Annotated in this window: 19 protein-coding genes; 16 read left to right on the forward strand and 3 right to left on the reverse strand. The window is 63.4% G+C overall.

What is annotated here, in order from left to right; translation table 11 throughout:
- Positions 1-101: 101 nt before the first annotated feature.
- The 16 genes from ACYVRU_RS10895 (at position 102) to htpG (ending at position 20,040) form a co-directional block, all read left to right on the forward strand.
- On the forward strand, positions 102-1,778 hold the full coding sequence (locus tag ACYVRU_RS10895; protein ID WP_461186152.1) for a LuxR C-terminal-related transcriptional regulator: 1,677 nt from the start codon (positions 102-104) through the stop codon (positions 1,776-1,778).
- 139 nt (positions 1,779-1,917) lie between these two features.
- On the forward strand, positions 1,918-3,894 hold the full coding sequence (locus ACYVRU_RS10900) for an MDR family MFS transporter (RefSeq protein ID WP_461186153.1): 1,977 nt from the start codon (positions 1,918-1,920) through the stop codon (positions 3,892-3,894).
- A 195-nt stretch (positions 3,895-4,089) separates the two neighbouring features.
- On the forward strand, positions 4,090-4,767 hold the full coding sequence (locus ACYVRU_RS10905) for a hypothetical protein (protein ID WP_117284550.1): 678 nt from the start codon (positions 4,090-4,092) through the stop codon (positions 4,765-4,767).
- 63 nt (positions 4,768-4,830) lie between these two features.
- Entirely contained in the window at positions 4,831-7,542 is a 2,712-nt protein-coding gene (locus ACYVRU_RS10910; RefSeq protein ID WP_223900509.1) for a molybdopterin-containing oxidoreductase family protein, read from the forward strand.
- Entirely contained in the window at positions 7,532-8,158 is a 627-nt protein-coding gene (locus ACYVRU_RS10915; protein ID WP_022739203.1) for a 4Fe-4S dicluster domain-containing protein, read from the forward strand. Before ACYVRU_RS10910 ends, ACYVRU_RS10915 begins: the two co-directional genes overlap by 11 nt.
- 9 nt (positions 8,159-8,167) lie before the next feature.
- Positions 8,168-8,980 carry a DmsC/YnfH family molybdoenzyme membrane anchor subunit gene (locus ACYVRU_RS10920; RefSeq protein WP_223900510.1) on the forward strand — a complete coding sequence of 271 codons (813 nt, stop codon included), beginning with the start codon at positions 8,168-8,170 and terminating at the stop codon, positions 8,978-8,980.
- Between the two features lie 65 nt (positions 8,981-9,045).
- The gene (locus ACYVRU_RS10925; protein ID WP_114548969.1) at positions 9,046-9,828 is read left to right on the forward strand and encodes a TorD/DmsD family molecular chaperone; all 783 of its coding nucleotides are present in this window, start codon (positions 9,046-9,048) and stop codon (positions 9,826-9,828) included.
- Entirely contained in the window at positions 9,825-10,451 is a 627-nt protein-coding gene (locus tag ACYVRU_RS10930) for a 4Fe-4S dicluster domain-containing protein (RefSeq protein ID WP_223900511.1), read from the forward strand. Before ACYVRU_RS10925 ends, ACYVRU_RS10930 begins: the two co-directional genes overlap by 4 nt.
- 4 nt (positions 10,452-10,455) lie before the next feature.
- A complete protein-coding gene (locus tag ACYVRU_RS10935; RefSeq protein WP_223900512.1) occupies positions 10,456-11,325 on the forward strand; it encodes a 4Fe-4S binding protein in 870 nt (289 codons plus the stop codon).
- 183 nt (positions 11,326-11,508) lie between these two features.
- A complete protein-coding gene (locus ACYVRU_RS10940; protein WP_417176744.1) occupies positions 11,509-13,221 on the forward strand; it encodes a helix-turn-helix transcriptional regulator in 1,713 nt (570 codons plus the stop codon).
- A gap of 98 nt (positions 13,222-13,319) precedes the next feature.
- On the forward strand, positions 13,320-13,619 hold the full coding sequence (locus ACYVRU_RS10945; RefSeq protein WP_278572475.1) for a hypothetical protein: 300 nt from the start codon (positions 13,320-13,322) through the stop codon (positions 13,617-13,619).
- Positions 13,603-14,049, forward strand: coding sequence for a type II toxin-antitoxin system VapC family toxin (locus ACYVRU_RS10950; RefSeq protein ID WP_278572473.1), 447 nt, complete (start codon positions 13,603-13,605; stop codon positions 14,047-14,049). Before ACYVRU_RS10945 ends, ACYVRU_RS10950 begins: the two co-directional genes overlap by 17 nt.
- Before the next feature lie 76 nt (positions 14,050-14,125).
- Complete coding sequence (locus ACYVRU_RS10955; RefSeq protein WP_278572471.1) at positions 14,126-15,883, forward strand: AAA family ATPase; 1,758 nt, start codon at positions 14,126-14,128, stop codon at positions 15,881-15,883.
- 282 nt (positions 15,884-16,165) lie between these two features.
- Positions 16,166-17,044, forward strand: a complete 879-nt coding sequence (locus ACYVRU_RS10960; protein WP_278572470.1) for a HipA domain-containing protein — start codon at positions 16,166-16,168, stop codon at positions 17,042-17,044.
- The gene (locus ACYVRU_RS10965) at positions 17,041-17,817 is read left to right on the forward strand and encodes a recombinase family protein (protein WP_278572469.1); all 777 of its coding nucleotides are present in this window, start codon (positions 17,041-17,043) and stop codon (positions 17,815-17,817) included. Before ACYVRU_RS10960 ends, ACYVRU_RS10965 begins: the two co-directional genes overlap by 4 nt.
- 234 nt (positions 17,818-18,051) lie before the next feature.
- Complete coding sequence (gene htpG / locus ACYVRU_RS10970; protein ID WP_223900518.1) at positions 18,052-20,040, forward strand: molecular chaperone HtpG; 1,989 nt, start codon at positions 18,052-18,054, stop codon at positions 20,038-20,040.
- 331 nt (positions 20,041-20,371) lie between these two features.
- Here htpG and ACYVRU_RS10975 read toward each other — a convergent pair whose 3' ends face one another.
- The 3 genes from ACYVRU_RS10975 to mihF all read right to left on the reverse strand — a co-directional run bounded on the left by ACYVRU_RS10975 (position 20,372) and on the right by mihF (position 22,167).
- On the reverse strand, positions 20,372-20,866 hold the full coding sequence (locus ACYVRU_RS10975) for a hypothetical protein (RefSeq protein ID WP_223900519.1): 495 nt from the start codon (positions 20,864-20,866) through the stop codon (positions 20,372-20,374).
- A gap of 6 nt (positions 20,867-20,872) precedes the next feature.
- Complete coding sequence (locus ACYVRU_RS10980) at positions 20,873-21,787, reverse strand: TrmH family RNA methyltransferase (protein WP_418380488.1); 915 nt, start codon at positions 21,785-21,787, stop codon at positions 20,873-20,875.
- A gap of 71 nt (positions 21,788-21,858) precedes the next feature.
- On the reverse strand, positions 21,859-22,167 hold the full coding sequence (gene mihF, locus ACYVRU_RS10985) for an integration host factor, actinobacterial type (RefSeq protein ID WP_022739229.1): 309 nt from the start codon (positions 22,165-22,167) through the stop codon (positions 21,859-21,861).
- Positions 22,168-22,447: the final 280 nt, after the last annotated feature.

The following is a 22,447-nucleotide window of genomic DNA, read 5'->3' on the forward strand; positions in this document are numbered from 1 at the left end:
TCGCGCGTTTTCGGGTGATACCGAAGTGCGGTCATTTGCCTAACAGGCGCGTCCTCCTATGCTACCATGCGTGCCACCGAGATAAGAGAGGAGGTCAAGCTATGGCGACCGAGAGTGCCAGCGCAATCGGCCATGCGTCAAGTTGGGGCTATGCTTGTTTCCTCACGGTGAATGCCACCTCGGTATGGGGCGGCATCTTCCCGTTTCTTCCCCTTGAGTTTCAGACGGTGGAAGTGACTCTCACGTTCTTTTTGACTCAGGCTGTGGCTTTTGGCGGCGCCTTCCTGGCGAGTATGCTGGGATCGTATTTCTTTCCCTACGGTGCTCGGCGCATGCTCGTCTCGCTTTCCGCTGTCCTGCTATTCCTTGGGTCGGCCTGTCTGATTACGGCCATGTACGTGGCATCGGCTGCCATTGCATTTGTGGGAGCTGGCGGGGTGCTTCTCGGAATCGGGTGCGCCGGCATGTTCATGCTCTGGCAGCGGTATTTTGCTTCCCTCGATGCGAGAACCGGCAATTTCCGCCTTATTGTGGGCACGGCTATCGCTCCCTTCATCTACCTTGCCCTGTATTTAGTGCCCATTGCGCTAACGGCTTTTCTCGTCCCCCTGATCTTCGTGCCTCTGTGCGGTCTGTGCGTGGCACTTTCGGTGCGCGAGATGAACTTCGAGCAGCCCATGTTCGAGGACGTCCCGCGTCAGCACCCGCGCGTCTACCGTCAAGTGGTGGCCGACTATTGGCGCAGTGCTTTATGCGTGGGGTCGCTTGCTCTGGTAGCCGGCGTCATTCGCGGAATCGCTCTGCTACATGAGGAAATTAGCTCGCTTGTCAACAGCGCGTCCATGCTTGGTTCGTTTATTGCGGCTGCGGTGCTTTTAGTCCTGTGGCACCGCATGAGCTTTCGCTTCGGCCTCATCTCTGTGTTCCGCGTGGTATATCCGCTGCTCACGCTGGGATTTCTTCTCATGCCGTTTTGTGGCTTGGTGTATCTGAACGCCTTCGCGGCGGTCGCCTACATGGTCTTTTCCCTTGTGCAGATGCTCATGATGATGCAGTGCGCCCAGGTCTCCCGCGATCGTGGTATCAATCCTGTGCTCATCTACGGGTTCTTTGGGGCTATCGTCTATATTTTGCAAAGCGTCGGCTTCCTTTTTGGCTGGGCGAGCGAATTGACGGTGCCCGCGGGCTCCCAGTGGTTGTATTTCGTGGCGCTTATCTCTAGCTGCGGACTGGGGATCACGCTCCTGGTCTCTACGGGAACCCTTTTCAGGCCGATGGTGTCGAAAGGCACCGTAACCGCCGACCCCATCGAGTTCTATTCTCTTGCCGCCGTGCCCGCCGTGTCAGTGGGGAGAGGAAGCGGCTCGGTCTTTGGCGAGGATACTCGAAAGGCGAACTGCGGCTTAGGAGCGGAACTGGGCAGAGCGTCAGCGGAGTCTTTGGAGGATGGCGATTCCCGCGTAAGATCTACTGCCGACGATAAACCGGCCACGCCAGCCAAACGTCGTCGACGTCGGCCTTCGGCTTCGGAGGACGCCGGTGCCATTCGCGACCGGCTTTCCAAGCAGTGCCTGGTACTGCAGGAACGCCACGGTCTTTCCATGCGCGAGACAGAGGTGATGGAGCTCATCGCCCGCGGCAACTCCATGGCGGCCATCGCCGAGCGGCTTGTTATCAGCGAGAATACTGTGCGTACTCACGCTAAGCATATTTACACCAAATTGGACATTCATCGCCGCCAAGAGCTTCTCGATATGCTGCGCGAATTGGGGGATTAGCCATCTTTGCAGTATTGCAAAGATGGCAGGAGCCTCCTCGCCGCTTACCGAGCGGCCTCTTTTCTTTTTTCGCCGAACCCATAGCATCAGAACATTCACTTTTTTCACGGACGAGATGCGAGAGCGAGGTAGATGCGGCATGGCATTGGGTGTTGGAAGAAAAGAACTGGTGATGGTGGGCGTGCTTCTGACGGGCACGCTCTTGGCGGTGCTGAATCTGACGATGCTGTCGCCGGCGCTCCCGGCGATTATGAGCGATTTGGGTGTGGATGCCACCACGGCCCAATGGCTCACTTCGGTGTATGCCCTGGTAGAGGCCGTAGTCATTCCGCTTTCCGCCTACCTGGTCGGGCGCTTCACCACCCGCCAGCTGTTCATCACGGCGCTGTCGGTGTTCACGGCGGGCAGCCTCGCCGCGGCTGTGGCGCCGAACTTCTGGGTGCTTTTGCTCGGGCGCATCATGCAGGCCGCTTGCACCGGTGCGGTCATGCCCATGGTGTTCACGGTGATTCTGCTCGTGTTCCCCCGCGAGAAGCGCGGTACGGCCATGGGCGTCATCGGACTCATCATCGGCTTCGCCCCGGCGGTGGGGCCGTCGCTGTCGGGCCTTCTGGTGGATTCCGTGGGCTGGCGCGCGCTGTTCGCCATTGTGACGGCGCTCGGTGTCGTCGTGGTGGTGCTCGCCGCGTGCCTGCTGCGCAACTACGGCAATTTCGCCCGCACGTCTTTCGACAAGCTGTCGGTGGCGCTGTCCACGGTGGGCCTCGTGTGCCTGCTCTATGGGCTTTCCACCTTCGCTTCTACAACGAATATGGCGCTCACGCTGGGGCTTATCGCCGTGGGCATCGTGCTGGTGGCTCTGTACGTGAGGCGCCAGTTGAAGCTGCCGGAGCCCATGCTGAACGTGCGCATCCTGAAGACGCGCCCCTATGCCACGGCGGCCTGCGTCGTCATCATCGTGCAGGCGGCGCTCTTGGGTACCGAGGTCATCACGCCGCTGTACATCCAGGGCACTCTCGGGTTCACGGCCACCATGTCGGGCTTGGCCATGCTGCCCGGCGCGGTCATCGGCGCCTTCACGGGCCTTGTGTCGGGCCGCTTGTTCGACCGTTTCGGTGTGCGGAAGGTGGCGGTGCCCGGCGTGCTCGTGGCCGTGCTGGGGGCTTCGGGCCTGGCCCGTCTCGGCATTGATGCGAATTTCATCACGGTGGTGCTCACCTACACGACGCTCGTCATCGGCTTGCAGTTCACCATGACGCCGTTGAACACCTGGGGCGTGAACTCGCTGGACAACCGCGTGATTCAGCACGCCCAGGGACTTTCCAACACCATGAACCAAGTGGCGGGCTCCTTTGGCACGGCCGTGCTCGTGTCGGTGTCGGCTTTGGCGCCTCTGGTGGCGCCCGATGCTCCGGCCGCCGAGCAGGCTTATCTGGGCGAGCATATGGCCTACTGCACCACCTTCGGCCTCATGTGCGTGGCGGCCCTCGTCATCATCTTCCTCGTGCGCAACCGTCCGGCGGCGTCCGCGGGAGCTGCGGCGGCCACGCCCGCCGAGCGCGGCGAGGAGCCGGTGGACTACACGGCCGGCATATCCGGCGTGGCCGTGGACGGCACTTTGGACGAGTCGTGGGACACCGATCACGTGTACACCGCGGCCGAGGTGATGAACCGCGAGCCGGTGTGCGCGGCCGACACCGCCACCATGGCCGAGGTCATCCGCCTCATGGACGCCAACCAGACGAGCGGGCTTCCCGTGGTGAATGCCGAGGGCGACCTGGTGGGCTTCGTGTCCGACGGCGACGTGGCGAGCTACCTCGGCAAGACCGAGATCGCTCTCGTGGACTCCACGCTGCGCAACGGCTACCGCTACATCGACGACGAGACGGACGTCGCGCGCCTCAAGGACCTCATGGGCCTGAACGTCATGGCCGTGGCCACCCGCCGCGTGATTTTGGTGGAGGCCACAACGCCGGTGGACGAGGTGTGCACCCTGTTCGCCGCCAAGCGCATCAAGAAGGTGCCCGTGGTGCAAGACGGCAAGCTCGTCGGCGCCCTGTCCCGCCGCAACATCATGCGCTCCCTCGTAGAGGCCATCGACCTGCTGGAGAAGTAGGTCCCCGGCGATAACCTCACCCACAATTTCCCGTCTGAACGGGCATCTCATAGGGCCATCACCAACCATGGGTGATGGCCCTTCTTGGAGCTATTTCACCAACGAGCCCCGGGTTTTTCATCAATTGCGGACGTTTCGGCCCCGCGCCCCTTCTCGGTAGAGTGCTCCCATCGCCGAAGAGAGCGAGGAGAGACGATGGAGAACTACGAAGCGGTGCGCAAGGCCCTTCTGGCCAATCGCGCGAACACCTTGGCGCTGCTCGGCTGCCTGCGCGAGACCTTGGAGGAGAGGCCCTTCCGCGAGGCGGAAGACGCGCTTGCGGGGTCGCGGGCCATGGCCCTCACCACGCAGACGCCCCATGCGCTCTACGCCATGCTGTTGAAGTGCGGGGCGGTGGAGGCCATCGAGGTGCCTGAAGAGCAAGGCGCCCATGCCGGCAGCCTGCCCTCCGATGGCGCCGGGAGCGCCGGCGCTGCCGATGCCGCGGACGTCGATGGCGGCGCGGACGTCGCGGTGGCTGATTCCCCCTCCGCCGAACTTCCCGATCAGCCCGTGGACTATCTGCTGCATACCACTGAAGCGGGCCGCGCGGCCCTGGATGAGTTCGAGCCCACCAAGCGCTTCAGCGAGCTTCTGGCCGTCGAGCCCGACGGTTACGGCGATGCCTACGGGCGCGTGCTCGCCCTCTGCGAGACCGGGGCCTCCAAGGCCGCCATAGAGGAGGCCCTGGCGGGGCATCCGGCCCTGAGCTTCCCCAAGCAGATCTATTCCGGCTATTTCATCTCCAAGTTGGAGACCGTAGACGGTATCTCATGGGACGGCGCCTGGCGCACGACGGAAGCGGGCCAGCGCATGCGCGCACTGCTGGCCTAGCGCCGTCACGCCACCTGTTCCAGGGACATGCAAGCCAATCGAGAGGAAAGAAGGAGAAGGCTTATGAGTCGAGCCACTATGACGCGTCGCGGATTCCTGAAATCCACGGCGGCCATGGGAGCGGCGGGAGCGCTGGGCATCAGCGCGGCCGATAGCCTCACGGCGGTTGATCCGGCCCATGCCGACGAGGCGTCGGACGTGAAGATCATCAAGACGTCCTGCCGCGCGTGCATCGCCAGCTGCGCGGTGCTGGCCCATGTGCGGGACGGCCGTGTCGTGAAGATCGAGGGAAATCCGGAAAGCCCCATGTCCCAGGGCGGCGTGTGCGCCAAGGGCCTTGCCGGCATCCAGGCGCTCTATCACCCGAACCGCAACAAGTACCCCATGCGCCGCGTGGGCGAGCGAGGAACCAACCAGTGGGAGCGCATCTCGTGGGAGGAGGCGCTCACCGAGGTCGCGACCAAGATCAACGAAGTGTCCGACAAGTACGGCTCCGAGGCCATCTCCGTTTCCACGGGCGGTGGCGGAAACCCGCACTTCTCGAACGTGAAGCGCTTCGGCGAGGCCATCAACACCCCCAATGTGTGGGAGCCGGGCTGCTCTCAGTGCTACCTGCCCCGCATGGGCGCCTCGCTTCTGGCCTACGGCGCCGGCAAGCCCAACAACCTGTCGTTCTCCGACTCCAACGGCTGGGACTACTACTATACCGACAGTCCGGTGACCTCGCTCGTGCTTTGGGGCACCGACCCATCCAACTCCTCGGTGGCCACCGGCGGCCGCGCCCTGGCCGAGCTGCGCAACCGCCCGGAGGGCCTGCGCACCGTGGTCATCGACCCCCGCTACACCCTGGACGCCGCCAAGGCCGAGGTATGGCTGCCCATCCGCCCCGGCACCGATGCGGCCCTGCTGCTCACCTGGACCCGCTGGATCCTCGAGAACGAGAAGTACGACGCGGACTTCTGCCGCACCTGGACGAACATGCCCTACCTTATCAACCCCGAGACGCGCCTCACGCTGAAGGCGACCGAGGCGGGCTTGCCCGGCACCGATGCCGACTATGTGGTATGGGATCCCGAGAAGAACGCCCCGGTGGTCGTGGAGTTCCCCATGAACGAGGGGCTCTCCCCGGCGCTGTTCGGCACCTACGAGGTCAACGGCATGCAGTGCGCCACGGGCGGCCAGCTCCTGAAGGAGTCCTGCGAGGAGTGGACGCTTGAGAAGGGCGCCGAGGTCTGCTGGCTCGATCCCGAGCAGATCGAGCGCGCCCTTGAGATCTACACCGACCCGAACGGCCAGTCCGGCATCATGCAGGGCGTGTGCATCGACCAGTACGTGCAGTCCCAGCAGTGCGCCCTGGGTGCCCTGAACCTGGAGTTCCTCATGGGCAACGTCGAGAAGCCGGGCACCATGCTGCAGAAGTTCGCGCCGGCCCCCTGCAAGGACCAGCTGGGCAACACGCCCCGCCTGCTCTCCAAGGAGAAGGTCATGAAGCGCTGCGGCACCATCGAGCACAAGGGCATCTTGTGCTGGGACATGGCGCACATCCCCTCGGTGTTCAAGGCCATGAAGGACGGCGACCCCTACCAGATCCACATGTGGATCGAGCGCTCCGGCAACAAGCACGTGGTGCTCGGCAACTCCTCCTGCCTCGATGAGATCGTGCCGAACCTCGACTACATCGTGCAGTGCTTCATGTACCCGACGGCGTTCTCGGTGCTCTGCGCCGACCTGCTTCTGCCCACCACCGAGTGGTTGGAGACGAACCTCACCATCCCGCAGCTGAACACCATCGTCATGCGTCAGGCGGTCACGCACTTGTTCGAGACCGTGGAAGAGGGCATCATCTGGACCCAGATCGTGCAGAAGTGCGCGGAGCTCGGCAACACCCACTGCCCCAAGGCCTTCGACGAGGCGGCCTGCATGACCACGCCGTTCTACAAGAACGAGTACGAAAAGCAGCTGCAGCATCTGAACAAGCTGGATATGACCTGGGACGAGGCCTGCGAGAAGGGCGTCATCGAGTGGGCGACGCCCGAGGAGTACCGCACCTACCAGACCTATTTGGCCGAGGACGAGGAGAACCCCGGCAAGCCCAAGGGCTTCGGTACCCCCTCCAAGAAGTTGGAAGTGTACTGCGAGTCCAACATCATTCTGGGCCGCACCGGTGCTCCGTGGTCTCAGTGCGCCGAGGAGAAGCCGCTCGTGCTGCCGCCGGCCAGCGCCGACTACGAGCCTTTGTGCTACTACATGGAGCCGGCCGAGTCGCCCCTGACCGACACCGAGTACCCGCTTGTGCTCACCGAGGGCCGACTGCCCATGTACCACCACGGCACCCTGCGCAACATTCCCTATCTGCGCGAGATCTACCCGGTGCCGGAGATGTGGATCCACCCCGAGGACGCCGAGAAGTACGGCATCGCCGACGGCCAGTGGGTGAACATCGAGAGCCGCCGCGGCAAGACCCACGGCAAGGCCCGCGTCACCACCGCCATCGCCAAGGGCGTCGTGTACCAGGAGCGCTTCTGGGCTCCCGAGCTGCTGGATTCCGACGACCCGGCCCAGGCCTACAAGGTGATGAACATCAACGTGCTCACCAAGAACGACCCGCCCTACAACCCCGAGTACGGCACCTACACCCTGCGCGGCTTCCAGGTGAAGGTAAGTCCGAGCGACGACGAGATCCTGAAGAGCGTGTGGATCGAACCCGAGCAGTTCCAGCCCTGGATGCCCGCTCCCAGCGACAAGACCGAGGATGTGTTTGACTATGGCGCGTAATTGCATTGTTGTGAACCTGGACCGCTGCACCGGATGCTTCGGGTGCGAGGTGGCATGCAAGATGGAGAATGGCGTCGCCTTGGGCGAGCGCTGGTCGAAGGTGTTCACCGTGGGCCCGGTGGGGGAGTATCCCGACATGACCCGCTACGCGCTGCCGACCATGTGCCAGCAGTGCGAGAACGCCCCGTGCGTGTCGGTGTGCCCCACGGGCGCCAGCTACCGCGACGGGAACAACGTCGTGTTGGTGGACAAGGAGAAGTGCATCGGCTGCAAGTACTGCATGATGGCCTGCCCCTACGGCGTGCGCTCGTGGAACGCGGCTGAGAAGTGCGCCGAGAAGTGCACGCTGTGCGGTCATCTCACCTCCCAGGACAAGCTGCCTGCCTGCGTGAAGAGCTGCGCGGCCGGCGCCCGCTTCTATGGCGATTTGGACGACCCTGACTCCGACGCCTCCAAGGAGCTGGCCAAGTATTCCGAAGGCGACATCCACACCCTGCAGGACGTGGGCAACCACCCTGCGACCCGTTACATCATGACGAGCATGATCGGCCAATGGCAGGATCGCATCGCGCCGGCCGATCATCCGCATACGGCTGCCTATCCGGTGGCCGAGTAAGGAGCACCCATGGAAATTCAATGGTCCCTCGTTCTGTTCACCGCCCTGTCGGGGGCGGGGGCGTGGCTTGTCGCCTGCGCCGGCCTCGACGCCTTTAAGGGCCTGGCCAAGAAAACGGTTGTGCCGGCGGTCGTCACGGGCATCGTCCTCATCATCGTGGGCGGCATCGCCTCGGCGACCCATCTGTCCCACGTCGATCGCATCATGGCCGTGCTGGCGCACCCGGCTCCGGGCATTTTCCTGGAGGCCGTGCTCCTCGGCATCGACGTCGTGGTTGCCGTCGCGTTCCTCGTGCTGTATCGGCGCGGCGCCTCCGAAGGGGTGCTCAAGGGCCTCGGTGTCGTCGCCGTGGCCATGGCCGCCATCTTCAGTTATGCGTGCGGTTCCTCCTACATGATGTCCTCGCAGCTGGCCTGGAACACTGTTGCGCTGCCCTTGGGCTACCTGGGCACGGCGCTCGCTGCGGGCACGGCCCTGTGGTACCTCCTGTGCGCCGCCCGTAGGGAAGAGGGCGCTGCCCTGTCCTTCGCGGCCACCGAGACGCTCGTGGGCGCGGCCGCGGCGTTGGTGACCTCCCTGGCCTACGGCCTTCTGGCCGGCATCGTGGGCGGGGACTCCGCGATCTTGTTCTGGGTCGGCGTCGTTGTCTGCGGCGGCGTTGTGCCCGCGGCCTGCGGCGTGGCCGGCATGAAGAAGACCGAGGGCGCGCTGTCTTTGGCCACCGTGGCCGTCGTCGGCGCGTTCATCGGGGCGGTCGCCTACCGCGTGCTCATGTGGACCGCGTCCATCGCGCTGATGTCGCTGTTTGGTGTGAGCATCTAGCCTCACTGTTCCCGCCGCCCGGTCTTCCCCTCCCGGCCGGGCGGCCCTTCCCAAGGAGTTGCCCTATGGACCAGACCAACCGCATCGCCCTCGACGGGGCTGCCATCCAGGAAATGCGCGAGGCCAATGAGACGCGCGCCGCCTTCTGCCGATTCCTTGCCAGCTTGTACCTGTACGAGCTCACCGACGAGCAGATCGAGGCATTCGCCCATATCGAGATTGCCGGCGATGGCACGGCCATCGACGAGGGGCTGCGCGCCATCAAGGAGTATCTTCGCCATCGCCACGGCGGCACCCGCCAGGAGCTGGCCGTCGACTACGCGCGCGTGTTCCTCGGCGCCGGCAGCTACGACCGCATTCTGGCGCCGCCCTACGAGTCGGTGTTCACGAGCGAGGAGCGCATCCTCATGCAGGATGCCCGCGACGGCGCGGTGACCTACTACCGGCGGGGCGGCCTCGATCTGCCTGCCGACAACACGACCCCCGAAGACCATCTCGGCTTCGAGCTGCAGTTCGCCGCAGTCCTCGCGGACCGCGCGAACGAGGCCCTTGACGGGGATGACGCGGTGTCGCTGGCGGACGCGGTGTCGCTGGCCCGCAGCTTCTTCGTGCACCATCAGCAGAACTGGCTGCCGGCTCTGTGCGAGGCCGTGGACGAGTTCGCCGAGACCGATTTCTACCGCGGTGTCGCCCAGATGACGCGCGGGTACGTGGAGTCGGAGGCGGCCTTCTTCGACGAGGTCGCCGCGGCGCTCTCCCTCGGTGCCGCAGTGGATGAGATTCGCCCGGCCTGGGATGGCGCCTGCGAGGGCACTCCATCCGCCGCGGAAGGCGCGGTGGCGTCATGACCGCCATGACGCGCCGCAGCTTCGTCGGCCTGGCAGCGGTCTGCGCCGTGGGCGCGGGCGTGGGCGGGGCCGGCGTGGCCTTTGCGGGGGAGGGCGAGCTGTTGCGTCCGCCGGGCGGCCAGGACGAGCGCGCCCTTGCGGCCGCCTGCCTCAAGTGCGATCGCTGCCGCAGCGTGTGCCCCACGGGAGCAGTGGCCGTGGCCTCGGTGGGCGACGGCTTTCTGCGGGCGCGCACGCCGGTGCTCGACTTCCACAAGGGCTACTGCGATTTTTGCGGCAAGTGCATCGAGGTGTGCCCCACCGGCGCGCTGAGATCCTTCGACGAGACGGCCGAGAAGCTGGGCGTGGCGGTGGTGCAGAAGGACCGCTGCCTGTCCTATTTCCAGGGCTGCACGGTCTGCGAGGACTCCTGCGCCTTCGACGCGCTGGCCTTCGTCGACGGCCATCCGGTGGTGGACGGCGACGCGTGCAACGGCTGCGGCCAGTGCGAGTTCGAGTGCACGGCGCTCGTGTACGGGACCTTTGCCGGCGGTACGCGGCGGGGCATCGTGGTGGTGCCTCCCGAGGCAGCCGGCCAGCTCGGGCGCACGGTGGTGGAAGACGGCAGCGAGATGGGGGTGTAGGCCCATGAAGTTGAAGACGAAGCGCACTATAGCCGCCGTCGGCCTTTTGGGCCTGGTCGGCGTGGGACTCGCCGTGCATACGGGCACGGGAACGCCCTCGGCCTGGGGCATCGGTGACATCGCCGCCATCTGCCCGTTGGGGGCCGTTGAGGCCGCCATCGCCTCGCGCACCATCGTGCCGCCGCTGCTGATCGGCCTGGTCATCGTTGCGGTTCTCGTGGCCCTGGCGGGTCGTGCCTTCTGCGCTTGGGGCTGTCCCGTGCCCTTGCTGCGCCGGGTCTTCGGCATCAAGGAGCGGAAGGCCGACAAGCCGACGCCGGCCGAGCGCGACGGGGCCAACGACTCGCGCAACTGGGTGCTCGGGGCCACGGTGCTCACCACGGCCGCCTTCGGGTTCCCGGTGTTCTGCCTCATCTGCCCCGTGGGCCTTTCCGTGGCCACCTTCATCGCCCTTTGGCGCCTGCTCCAGTTCAGCGAGGCGACGCTGTCGCTCGTGGTGTTCCCCGTCATCCTCGTGGCGGAGATCGTGCTCTTGCGAAAATGGTGCCACCGCTTCTGCCCCCTGGGCGCCCTGCTGGGCCTCATGGCGCGGTTGAACCGCACGTTCCGTCCGACGGTGGCCGCCGAGTCCTGCCTGCATTGCTCGGGCGCCAGCTGCTCGCGGTGCGCCGACGTGTGCCCCGAGGGGATTGACCTGCATCATCCCGAAGCGTCGGTTTCCCTGGCGGAGTGCACCAAGTGCGGCGAGTGCAGGGACGCCTGCCCGGCCCATGCCATCAGCTTCCCGCTCTTGGCACGTACGGAGAAGGCCGGGCTGCCCGTCGCCTCGGTGGCGCAAGAGGCCGATGAGGATGCCGTGGGCGCTGAGGGCTAGGAGAGGGGCGGAGGGAGCCGATTCAGCCGCCGTGAGAATTCGAACAGGGGGAATGTTGTGCCAATAGCCGAGGGTATACAATATGAGCCGTGGAACGAGCGGAACGAATGGGGCGGCGACGCCCGTTCTTCAGTTGACAGTGCGGCCTTGGGGACGGCGGGCCGCCGATCATGGGGGAAGCGCATGCTCAAGCGGTTCGGTGATAATCAGGAGGCGTTCGCGTCCAACAGCGAGTTGGCGCCGACCCGCCTCGGCATGACCATAGAGGAGCAGTGGCCCGCCCTTAAGCTGGTGGGCTTCGGCTTTTACTACGCGTGGATCTGGGTGTCGTACAACAGCAACGTGCTCGTGTTCCCCTCCGCCGCCTCCGACTTGCCCCCTGACACCATTTCCCTCACCTATCTGGTCTCGACGCTTGCCCTGGGCGTCGCCTTCGTCCTGCTCTCGCTCGTGCGCCCTCTCACGCGGCGGCTCGTGGGCAGCAACCTGCTCCTCATTGCGGTGGCGGTGGTGGTGGGCGCGGCCACGGTGGGCACCTACGCATCGTCTAGCCTGGGCGCCGATGCGAACCTCTACCTTATCGTGAGCGCCGCGCTGACCGGGGCGGGCACGTCGGTCATCGTGCTGAGGTTCGGCGTCGTCTACTCGAAGGCGCCGGCGCGCGAGGCCGCTATGTACACGGCGGCGTCCTTCGTGTTCGCCGCCATGATCTACTTCATGGCCGTGGGGCTGCCCGATCCGGTGGGCATGGTGTTCACGGCCCTTCTTCCCGTTCTGGCCGTGGTCTCTACGCTGACCAATCCCGAATGGTCGGATGAGGGCGAGGGCGGACGCCCCGAGGGTCCGGTTCCCCTGCGGAGGTTCTTCGTGAGGCTGCTCGTGGCCGTGGCGGTCTTCTCCGTCGTGGTGGGCGTCTCGCGCGGGTTTTCCGTGCCCCATTCCTCCATCAGCTCGCTGAACGCCGACGGCGCGCTCATCATCTTCAGCACTGCGGTAGTGGCCGGGGTGCTGTTCGTGGTGGTGGGGCTGCTGCGCCGCCAGTTCGATGTGAGCCGCCTGTACTATCCCATCATCATTGCCGTGGCGGCCGGCATTCTCGTGACACCCCTCCTGGGCGGAACGGGTTTCGGCAGCCAGTTCATTACGGTGGCCTACAACTGCTTCGTGCTGGTGATCTGGTGTCTGCTGGCCTATGTGGCCTACTCGTCGCGGCTTTTCCCGATACTCGTGTTCGGCTTGGGCCGCGGGGCCTCGGCTTTGGGGACGACCTTCGGGTGGCTGGCGGGTTTGGAAATCGTGCGCAGCCAGGGCGACGGCAGCTTGTCCTTGGAGGTTATCTCGGTGGTCATGGTCTTCGCGCTCCTGGTAGTCTCCATGCTGGTGCTGAACGACCGCCTGATCGGCGACGCGTTGCGTCCGGAGGAGAGCCCGTCGGGTAGGGCGGCCGGAATGGCGGCTGAGGGCCTGTCAACACTGGGGGCGTCTGCCGAGGGGGTGTCTGCAGAAGGAGTGGGCTCCGTCGGATGTGGGACGGCTCACAATTGCAGCGACGCGGCGGATGGCGGCGAAGGCGACGGAGATGATGCGGTGGAGCCTAGAGGAGCCGGCGGGGCTGGCGTTGCTCTTCCCGATAGCGGCCCGGGCGATGTTGCGCTGGGAGAGCGTCGGCCAGGTCACTACCGGATGCGCTGCGATGCGGTGGCCGAGCGCTACGGGCTCTCGCCCCGGGAGCGCGACGTGTTCGATCTTCTCGTGCGCGGCCGCTCCATCGACTACATCGCCCAGAACCTCACCATCTCCTTCAACACGGCGAAGTCCCACATTCGCCATATCTACGTGAAAGCCGACGTCCACTCTCGCCAGGAGCTCATCGACCTCATCGACCGCGAGCGCTAGATGCTGGGCCTTAGGGAGCTTGCGATTAGATCCCCTCTGCCCTTGACCGTCTCCCATCGAATATGTTATACGTATAACATATTCGATGGGAGGTTGTTATGGCAGAAAGTGTTCTTGTGAGTGCGCGGGTTCCGCAGGCGAAGAAAGATGCCTCGAAGGGCGTGCTGGCTTCTCTGGGGGTGAACACGTCCGATCTTATCAACAGTGCTTTCGACTATCTTCTTGAGAGACGGGAGCTGCCGACGACTGCTCCTTCTTCTCGGCCGAGCCGGGAGGAGTTAGATGCCTTTCTGGCCGCTTCGACACTCGATGTCGATTGGAGGGGAGAGGCGCCCGATGGCGATTATCGCGCTCTTGTGAGGGATGGAAAGCGAGGGCGCTATGAATCTCTTGCTTGATACCAATGTGCTCATCGACTACCTGGGCCGCAAGGAGCCGTTTTTCCTCTCAGCTCAGAAAGTAGTCATCGCCGGGTTCTTTGGTGAGGCTCGGCTGTGGGTTCCTTCCCAGTCTGTCGTCGATGCCTTCTACGTCCTGAGCCGCTATGTTGATTCGGCGCGGCTGCAGGCGGCGGTTCTGAAAGCTCTCACGGTGATTGAGCCGGTAGATCTTACGGGCGCCTCCCTTGAGAGAGCGGCGCGTCTCGGCTGGGACGACCTCGAGGATTGCCTGATTGCCCTTGCCGCCGAGAGGGTGGGGGCCGACTATCTCATCACTCGCGACGCCAAGGGATTCGCGCGATCAACGGTTCCGGCGGTGTCCCCGGATGCGTGGCTTAACATCATGCGCGAAGAGCACAGCCTCGACTACGGCGAGGTTCAGCTTTAGGGCGTAGCACTGCGCTGGAGCCGATCATGATGGCGTATAATGGCGCGAAAGGCGATGCGGGAAAGGAGGCGCGGCGATGGCTGAGGCGGCGGGTGTGTTCGAAGACGGCGTATTCCGGAAAGGCGACGTGCGCCTGTCCGACCGGGCGGGCAACAAGATACTGCCCATCGGCAACGATCGCTTCGCCAGTGTGGCCGAGACCTCGGTGTTCATCGACAAGACGATGCTTATCGCCGACGTGCTCGACAAGGGTCCCGCGGTCACGCTGTTCTGCCGGCCGCGTCGGTTCGGCAAGTCGCTCAATCTCTCCATGCTGCAGCGCTTCTTCGAGATCCCCGTCGGGGTCGATGAGGGAAAGAACTACGCCGGCTTGTTCGAGGGGCTGGCCATATGGGACGCCCGCGATGGACGCTACCGGACCCATCAGGGCGCTTATCCGGTTGTGCGGTTCACGCTCAACAACTTGAAGAGCGTGAGTTATCCTGATTTCATCAGCTGGTTCTCCGATGCGGTGGCTGAGGAGTGTAACCGACACGACTATCTCCTAGAGAGCGATCGACTGAGCGAGTTCGACAAGGACGCATTCGGCCAACTTGCCTCAGGCCGTGCCGACATAGGTCAGCTGGGACGCTCGCTGCTAAGGCTGACGATACTTTTGCAGCAACACTATGGGCAGTCGGTGGTCGTGCTCATCGACGAGTACGATGCGCCCGTAATGGCTGCCCATGAGAGCGGCTGCTACGATGAGGTGGTGTCGTTCCTCAAGCGCTGGCTTACGGGTGCCCTCAAGAGCAACGATGCGCTGGCCTTCGCCGTACTGACGGGCGTGCAGCGCATATCCAAGGAGTCGATCTTCTCCGACCTGAACAACTTGCAAGTCGATACGCCTCTGAACGTCGCCTCCGATGAGCGCTTCGGGTTCACGCAAGCAGAAGTAGAGGCGCTTGCCGAGTATGTGGGAAGCGCGAGCAGTGTGTCTCAGGCGCGCGAGTGGTACGACGGTTACCGCTTCGGCGACGTCGACGTATATAATCCGTGGAGCGTTCTCAATTACTTCGGTAACGGTTGCGCACCCGATGTCTATTGGGGCAACACGTCATCGAACTCGGTGCTGGGCGGTCTCGTCGCGGATGCCGGCGATAAGATGCTGAAGCGTCTCTACGCGCTTGCCGAACCGGGTGGCACCGTGCGAGCGCCCCTGGATACCCGCGTCGTGTTCTCCGACTTGGCGGTGGCACCGCAGGCGGTATGGTCGATGCTGTACCTTGCCGGGTATCTCACGACTGACGATACGGCCCTGCCGGGCGATGTCGACCGCCTGCGTCCTCTGCGCATACCCAATCGCGAGGTCGCCAAGCTCTATGCCTCTGAGATCACCGGTCGCTTCGCCCAGGTTGCCGGCGGCCGCGACGCGCTCGACGACCTGCACAGAGCGCTCGTGTCGGGCGATGTCGTTGCTTTCGCCGAGGAATTGGAAAGCGTGCTTTTGAATTGCGCGAGCTTCCACGACCTTGTTTCCGAGAACAGCTACCACATGCTCATGATGGGCCTTCTGTTCAACGTGCCCGGCTATAGCGCTCCCGTCTCGAATCGCGAAGCGGGACGCGGACGCTTCGACGTGCAGCTGGCTCCGGCGGATCCCGCTCGCAACCCGCTGATCACCCTTGAGCTAAAGCATGCCGAGCAGCCGATCGATTTGGAACTGGCGGCACGCCAAGCGCTGGCGCAAATTGACGAGCGCGCCTACGACGCCGCCGCGGGAGCGGCCGGCTCGATCCGCTACGGCATCGCCTTCGCCGGCAAATCAGCGGCCGTAGCCTGCGAGGTCGTTTGAGCGCGCATCCTACGAGAGCCTAATAGCCTCGCTGTTCGCGGGCTTCGCGCTGGGCATCGATGGCGAACTTGATGAAGTGATATTGCACACACTGTGTGCAATATTGTCCAATGAGACGAAGAAGTTTGGCAGAGTTTCGGCTTTAAATATTGCAACAGGCTGTTGCAAATATCTCGTAAGTGCTTGAAACGGGCTACTCTATCAAAATTAGGTTTTAATTTTGATAGAGTATGGCTATACTGTTCCTATCAAAATAAAAACTTAATTTTGATAGGAACAGCTATGGAGCTCATCGACTTCTCGATATATCCCGCGAGCGACGTGCAGTACGGCGGGTCGGAGCGCAAAGAGGCGATTCTGGTGCCGAACGGCGGTGGGCGCCCCTGCGAATATATGCTGAAGTTCCGCAAGCGCACTCCCTTTGGCATGCGGAACAACCATCTTTCGGAGTACTTGGGCTCGCGCATCTTCGAGGCTTTGGGGTATCCGACTCAGAAAGTGTTTCTCGGATTGCGCCACGGCGAGGAAGTAGTTGCCTGCAAGAGCTTCGTGGCCGAGGGGGAGCAGTTCGTTCCCTTCAACGACGTGGGGGAGAGCACCCTGGACGAGGACAAGGAGTCCTACCAGTACGACTACGAGGACATCATGCGCATGCTGCGCGACAACTCCAAGCTCACCGACGTTGCCGAAACGATCTCGATGTTCTGGGAGATGTTCATCGTGGACGCCCTGCTGGGCAATTTCGATCGCCACGGCATGAACTGGGGCTTCATCAAGCGGGACAATGCGTATGCGCTGGCGCCCGTTTTCGACAACGGATCCTGCCTCTTCCCCAATATGACCGACGAGGACGAGATGGCCGCTGTCATGGCATCCCCCGAGGAGACGGCCAAGCGCGTGTACGGGTTTCCCTTGTCGCAGATCAAGCTGCGGGGAAAGAAGAGCTCCTATTACGAGGTGATAAACAGCCTCGCTTTCCCCGAGTGCAACCGCGCCCTCGAGGAGGTCATGGGCCGTATTCAGCTGGAACGTATCGAGGCGCTTGTGGGCGAAATGCCAATCAGCGAGTGCCATCGTGCGTTCTATCGTCACATGATTCAAGCTCGCTACCATGGCATCCTGGAATCGTCCTGGGCTTCGCTCGGAAGGAGGTTTCTGTGAGAGAGTCGGTTACTGCCGCCCAGCTCTGCCTTGACGGTCGCGGCGGCTTTACCTACGTGGTGGCGCTGATGCGCTACATCGTGAGAGAGGACGAAACGTTCCGCTACGAGTTGGAACCGAACTACGAGGTGATCGACCTGCTGGACTCGTCGGATTTCCAAGGTATTCCCGGGTTCGATTTGTCGGTGCGCAAGACGTGCTACGAGCGCGATAACCGCACGCCCACCCTTATTGCCGACCGCGCGCCCATGGCCAATCGTGAGGACCTTTGGTCGTTGCTGGATGAATGCGGGATGGACTATTGGGATCCCCTCGAATGGCTCGTCCGCTCCCCCCGGCGCTATATCGGCGACAAGCTGTACTTCCGCGCAGTGCCCGAAGGTGCCCCTGGTGTCCTGGGGATGGAGGAGGCTGTTGCGTCTGCGGCGAACTCGCCCCAGGCCGTTGGCTCGGTACTTGCTGCCCTGTGCGCCGGCGATGCCGTGGAATGCGAGGGCGAGCCCTTGGGCGGCGCCGAGCGGAAGGTTCTCTACGAGAGCTTCATGCTGCTGCACGAGAAGGCGTCACGGGGGAGGCGGGCCGAGACGGGGGGCGGAGGGCCTGCGGCTCGCCCGGGGCGCCGACGGAAGCCCGTCGACGAGCTGATGCTCCGCGAGGCCATTGCCCGTTACCGCACCCACGAGTGGACCGCTGTGAAGGCGGCCGAGAGCATCGGGGTGGGCGAGGCCACCTTCTACCGTCGCATGGCCGAGTGGGAGCAGCGGGAAGGCTGACGCTCTCAAAGGTATCCTCAACTAAACTTAAAGAAAACTTGATAGGTATTGACTTAGGTTTCCTTCTGCGTAGAATGTGGTGTTAGCACTCAGTAAGGGAGACTGCTAACGCTTTTGTCGCCGCTGGTCAACGACTGACGTACAGACCGAACGCACCGCGAGACACCGCCGGCGCGCGACCTACACTGGGGCAGTTATGCGTCTTCCGCCTCTAGGAAAGAAGGACAAGAACCTATGCGCAAGTTCAAGACAGAGAGCAAGAAGCTGCTCGACCTCATGATCAACTCCATCTACACCAATCGCGAGATCTTCCTGCGCGAGCTCATCTCCAACGCGTCCGACGCGGTGGACAAGCTGTACTTCCGCAGCCTTACCGACCCTTCCGTGGCTGTGGGCCGCGACGACTTGGCCATCACTGTGGGCTACAACAGCGACGAGCGCACGGTCACAGTGTCCGACAACGGCATCGGCATGACCAAGGACGAACTGGACAAGAACCTCGGCACCATCGCCCATTCCGACTCTTTCGAATTCAAAGCTGCCCAGGCCGAGGCCGCTGCCGAAAGCGAGCCCGGCGAGGCGAAGGGCCTCGACGACCTCACCGATGTGGACATCATCGGCCAGTTCGGCGTCGGTTTCTACTCCGCCTTCATGGTGGGCAAGAAGGTGCGCGTCGTCTCCCGCGCCATCGGCTCGGATGAGGCCTGGGCCTGGGAGTCCGACGGCATCGACGGCTACGACATCAAGCCGGCCGAGCGCGCCGAGCATGGCACCGACGTCATCGTGTACCTGAAGGACGACACCGCCGACGAGTCCTTCGGCACCTTCGCCAGCGAGCACGGGCTCACGCAGCTCATCAAGCGCTACAGCAACTACGTGCGCTATCCCATCAAGATGGAAGTGATGAAGAGCCGCAAGGTGGAGGCCCCCGAGCCGGCCGAGGGCGAGGAAGCCCCCGCGCCGCAGTGGGAGAGCTACACCGAGGTGGAGACCATCAACTCCATGATCCCCATCTGGAAGCGCAAGAAGTCCGAAGTCTCTCAGGAAGAGTACGACGAGTTCTACAAGACCGACTTCCACGACTTCGAAAACCCGGCCCGCACTATCTCCGTGCACGCGGAAGGGTCGCTCAACTACGACGCCCTCATGTTCGTGCCGAGCCGCGCGCCGTGGGACATGTACTCGAAGGACTACAAGCGCGGGCTCGCCCTGTACTCCTCCAACGTGCTCATCATGGACAAGTGCGAGGAGCTTCTGCCCGACTACTTCGGCTTCGTGCGCGGCGTGGTTGATTCCTCCGACCTCACGCTGAACATCTCCCGCGAGACGCTGCAGCACAACGGCCAACTGCGCGCCATCGCCCGGCGTCTCGAGAAGAAGATCAAGGCCGATCTGGCGAACATGCGCGACGATGACCGTGAGGCCTACGAGGAGTTCTTCAAGCAGTTCGGCCGTACGCTGAAGTTCGGTATCTACCAGAGCTACGGCATGGCGAAGGACACGCTTGCCGACCTGCTTCTGTTCTACTCCGCCAAGGAGCAGAAGATGATCACCCTGGACGAGTATCTGGCCGATGCGCCGGCCGGAGCCGACTCCATCTTCTTCGCGGCGGGCGACTCGCTCGATCGCTTGGCGAACATGCCGCTGGTGACCACGGTGCTCGCGAAGGGCTACGACGTGCTTTTGTGCGACCAGGACGTGGACGAGTTCTGCATGATGGCCATGGGCACCTACGGCGAGCACGCGGTGGACGGCGACGAGGAGAACAAGCAGCCCTACTTCATCAAGAACGTGGGCTCCGAGGACCTGGGCCTTACCACCGATGAGGAGAAGAAGGAGGCCGAGGAGGCCACCGAGTCCAATGCCGAGCTGTTCGGCATTATGCAGGAGGCGCTTGACGGCAAGGTGGAGCGCGTCGTCGTTTCCACCCGCCTCACCGATGCGCCGGCCGTGGTCACGAGCGAGGGCGGCATGTCGCTGGCCATGGTGCAGGTGCTGAAGAGCCAGCCGGGCACTGACGAGTTGCCCGAGATGCACCTGGTGCTGGAAGTGAACGCCAAGCACCCGGTGTTCGCCACGCTGCAAGCGGCTCATGAGGCCGACGACGACGAAAAGGTGCGCACCTACGCGGGCCTTCTGTTCGACCAGGCGCTGCTTGTGGAGGGCATCCTGCCCGACAACCCGCTCGCCTTCGCCCAGGCTGTCGCTGAGCTGATGAAGTAGGCCCAGCCTACCAACCAGTGGTGCACGCCGGCGCGGAAGTGCCCTCGAGCCGCCTAATTAAGCAAAACCCGAGAACCCCTTCTCTCTCCTGGAAAGGATCGCCAAGCGCGATCCTTTCCCGTGTTTTTCGGCAAATATTGCGATTGTTGGCAGAAAGGGCAGTGCCCGAGAGGTTCGCTCAGCAGGGTAAAGGGATAAAATGACAATAAAATAATGAATATTGTATAATTCGCTTACCTTGCGAGTAAGAAGGGTGGGAGCAGCGCAGGAATTTAGTTCCTCGAGGTGCTAACAATCGCAATATTTGGCAAAAAACAGGAAGGCAAATCGCCTAGGCGTGGATCCTAGCGCATGTGCGCTTTTCAAGCAGAAAAAAGATGCCCCATGAGGCGGCCATGAGAACGAGGCCGATGGCGTCGAAGGCGATGAACAGGTCGATGCTGCTGGCCAGCAGGTCGTGGCCGGCGGGCAGGGTGGCGCGGATGAGCGACTCTCCGACGAGCCCTACGACTTGCTGAGCCAGTACGACGCTGGCGAGGGCGCGGTGGCGCTCGGGGCGCCAAATGACGAGTGGGTAGGTGCAGTTCCACATGAGGAAGGCGATACCGATGCCCTGAGTGGCCACGCGACCTGGCACGCCACCGAGCTCGTAGGCGCCCATGTAGGCCTCGGGCGCGAGTGCGAACCCCAGGGCGCACTGCACGTTCACGACGAACACGAAGGCGAAGCAGAGGCGCACGACCCAGATGGCTATCTTGACGCTGCGAGGGGATGCCTCGGCATCATCTTGGGGGAGGGCCGTAGAACGGGGATTGAAGGATCTCATTGTGCCCTACCTCTCCAGCTGGCTCAGCTGCCGGAAGGCGTAGAAGGCCACGGCGCTGGAGGCGGCCACGTTCAGGGAATCGACGCCGTGGGCCATGGGGATGCGCACGGTGTGGTCGCAGCGGGCGATGGTGGCGGGGGAGAGCCCCTCGCCTTCGGTGCCGAACAGCAGCGCAAGCTTCGCGGGTTTGCCGGCGGCCGTCTCGCGCGCGGCCAAAAGCGCGCTCAGCTCGTCGGGGGTCATCGAGTCGTCGGAGAGTGCCATGGCGGCGCAGGTGAAGCCGTGCTCGTGCAGTTCGGCGATGCCCTCATTGCTCCAGATCCCGCAGCCGGGGCGATTCGGTACGTCTGTGTCGCCGATGCGGGTCCACGGCACTTGGAAAACGGTGCCCATGGACACGCGCACGGCGCGGCGGTACAACGGGTCGTAGCAGGCGGGGCTGACGAGCACGGCGTCCACCCCGAGAGCCGCCGCGCTGCGGAAGATGGCCCCGACATTGGTGTGGTTCGTGATGTCTTCAAGTACCGCCACCAGCCGCGCCTCGTGCAGCACGTCGGCCACGGTGGGCAGGACGGGGCGACGGAAGGCCCCCAGGGCGCCGCGCGTCAGCTCGAAGCCGGTGAGTCGCTCAAGTTCGTCATGAGGCGCGACGAACACCGGCATCTCGGGCGCGCCCGCCCGGCCGCTCGCCCGCTCTTCCATGCGCTCGATGAGCGGTGCCATGGAAGGCAGCCACTTCTCTTCCATAAGAAGCGAGATCGGCTCCATGCCGCCCTCGAAGGCCCGTTCGATCACCTTCTGCGACTCGGCGATGAACAGCGCACGCTCCGGCTCCAGCTTACTGCGCAGCTGAGCCTCGGTCAGCCGCGCGAACGCATCGAGCCGTGGGTCTTCCAATGTGTCTACATAGATAAGGGGCATGCCGGTTCCTTCCAAAACAAAAGCGCCCGTCTATTATAGGCGGGCGCTTGCAAGATTGCCTCGGTTGAGACTTAGGAAAGGGCGGCCTTCAGGGCGGCCATCTGGTTGGAGCCGAGGCCCTGCAGACGACGCTCGGCCGGAATGCCCAGTTCCTCCATGAGCTTCTCGGTCTTCACCTTGCCGAAGCCGGGCAGGGCGTTCACGAAAGCCTTGACCTTCATGCGGCCGATGATCGGGTCGTCGATCTGATCGAGAACCTCGGCCGGGGTGGTGAGACCCATGGCGAGCTTGTTGGTGATCTCGGAGCGCTTGGCGCGAACGACGCGAGCCTTCTCGAGGGCGGCGGCGCGCTGCTCAGGGGTCATGGTAGGTGCGGGCATATCACTTCTCTTTCTCTAGTCGGTGCCCTTCTAACAGGGCCTTCACTCGAAGAACGCTGGTACCAGAAGGCTTCGGTACCAGCGTTTCTCCGTTTTTAGCTACACGATCATAATAGAAAACCGCAGGTTGTACACCCCTTTTCCCGCTAATGTCGCGTTTTTGCAGAAAAATGTGCGCTTTGGGGGTGCGGACGTTTTTCCGGACGGCCTAGGCGGCCAGCCCCAGCCGCCTCCTGCGGCCGGCTATCGTATCGTACACCTTGCGCCCTCCCTCGTCGAA

This window comes from Adlercreutzia sp. CNCM I-6216 (genome assembly GCF_977113345.1).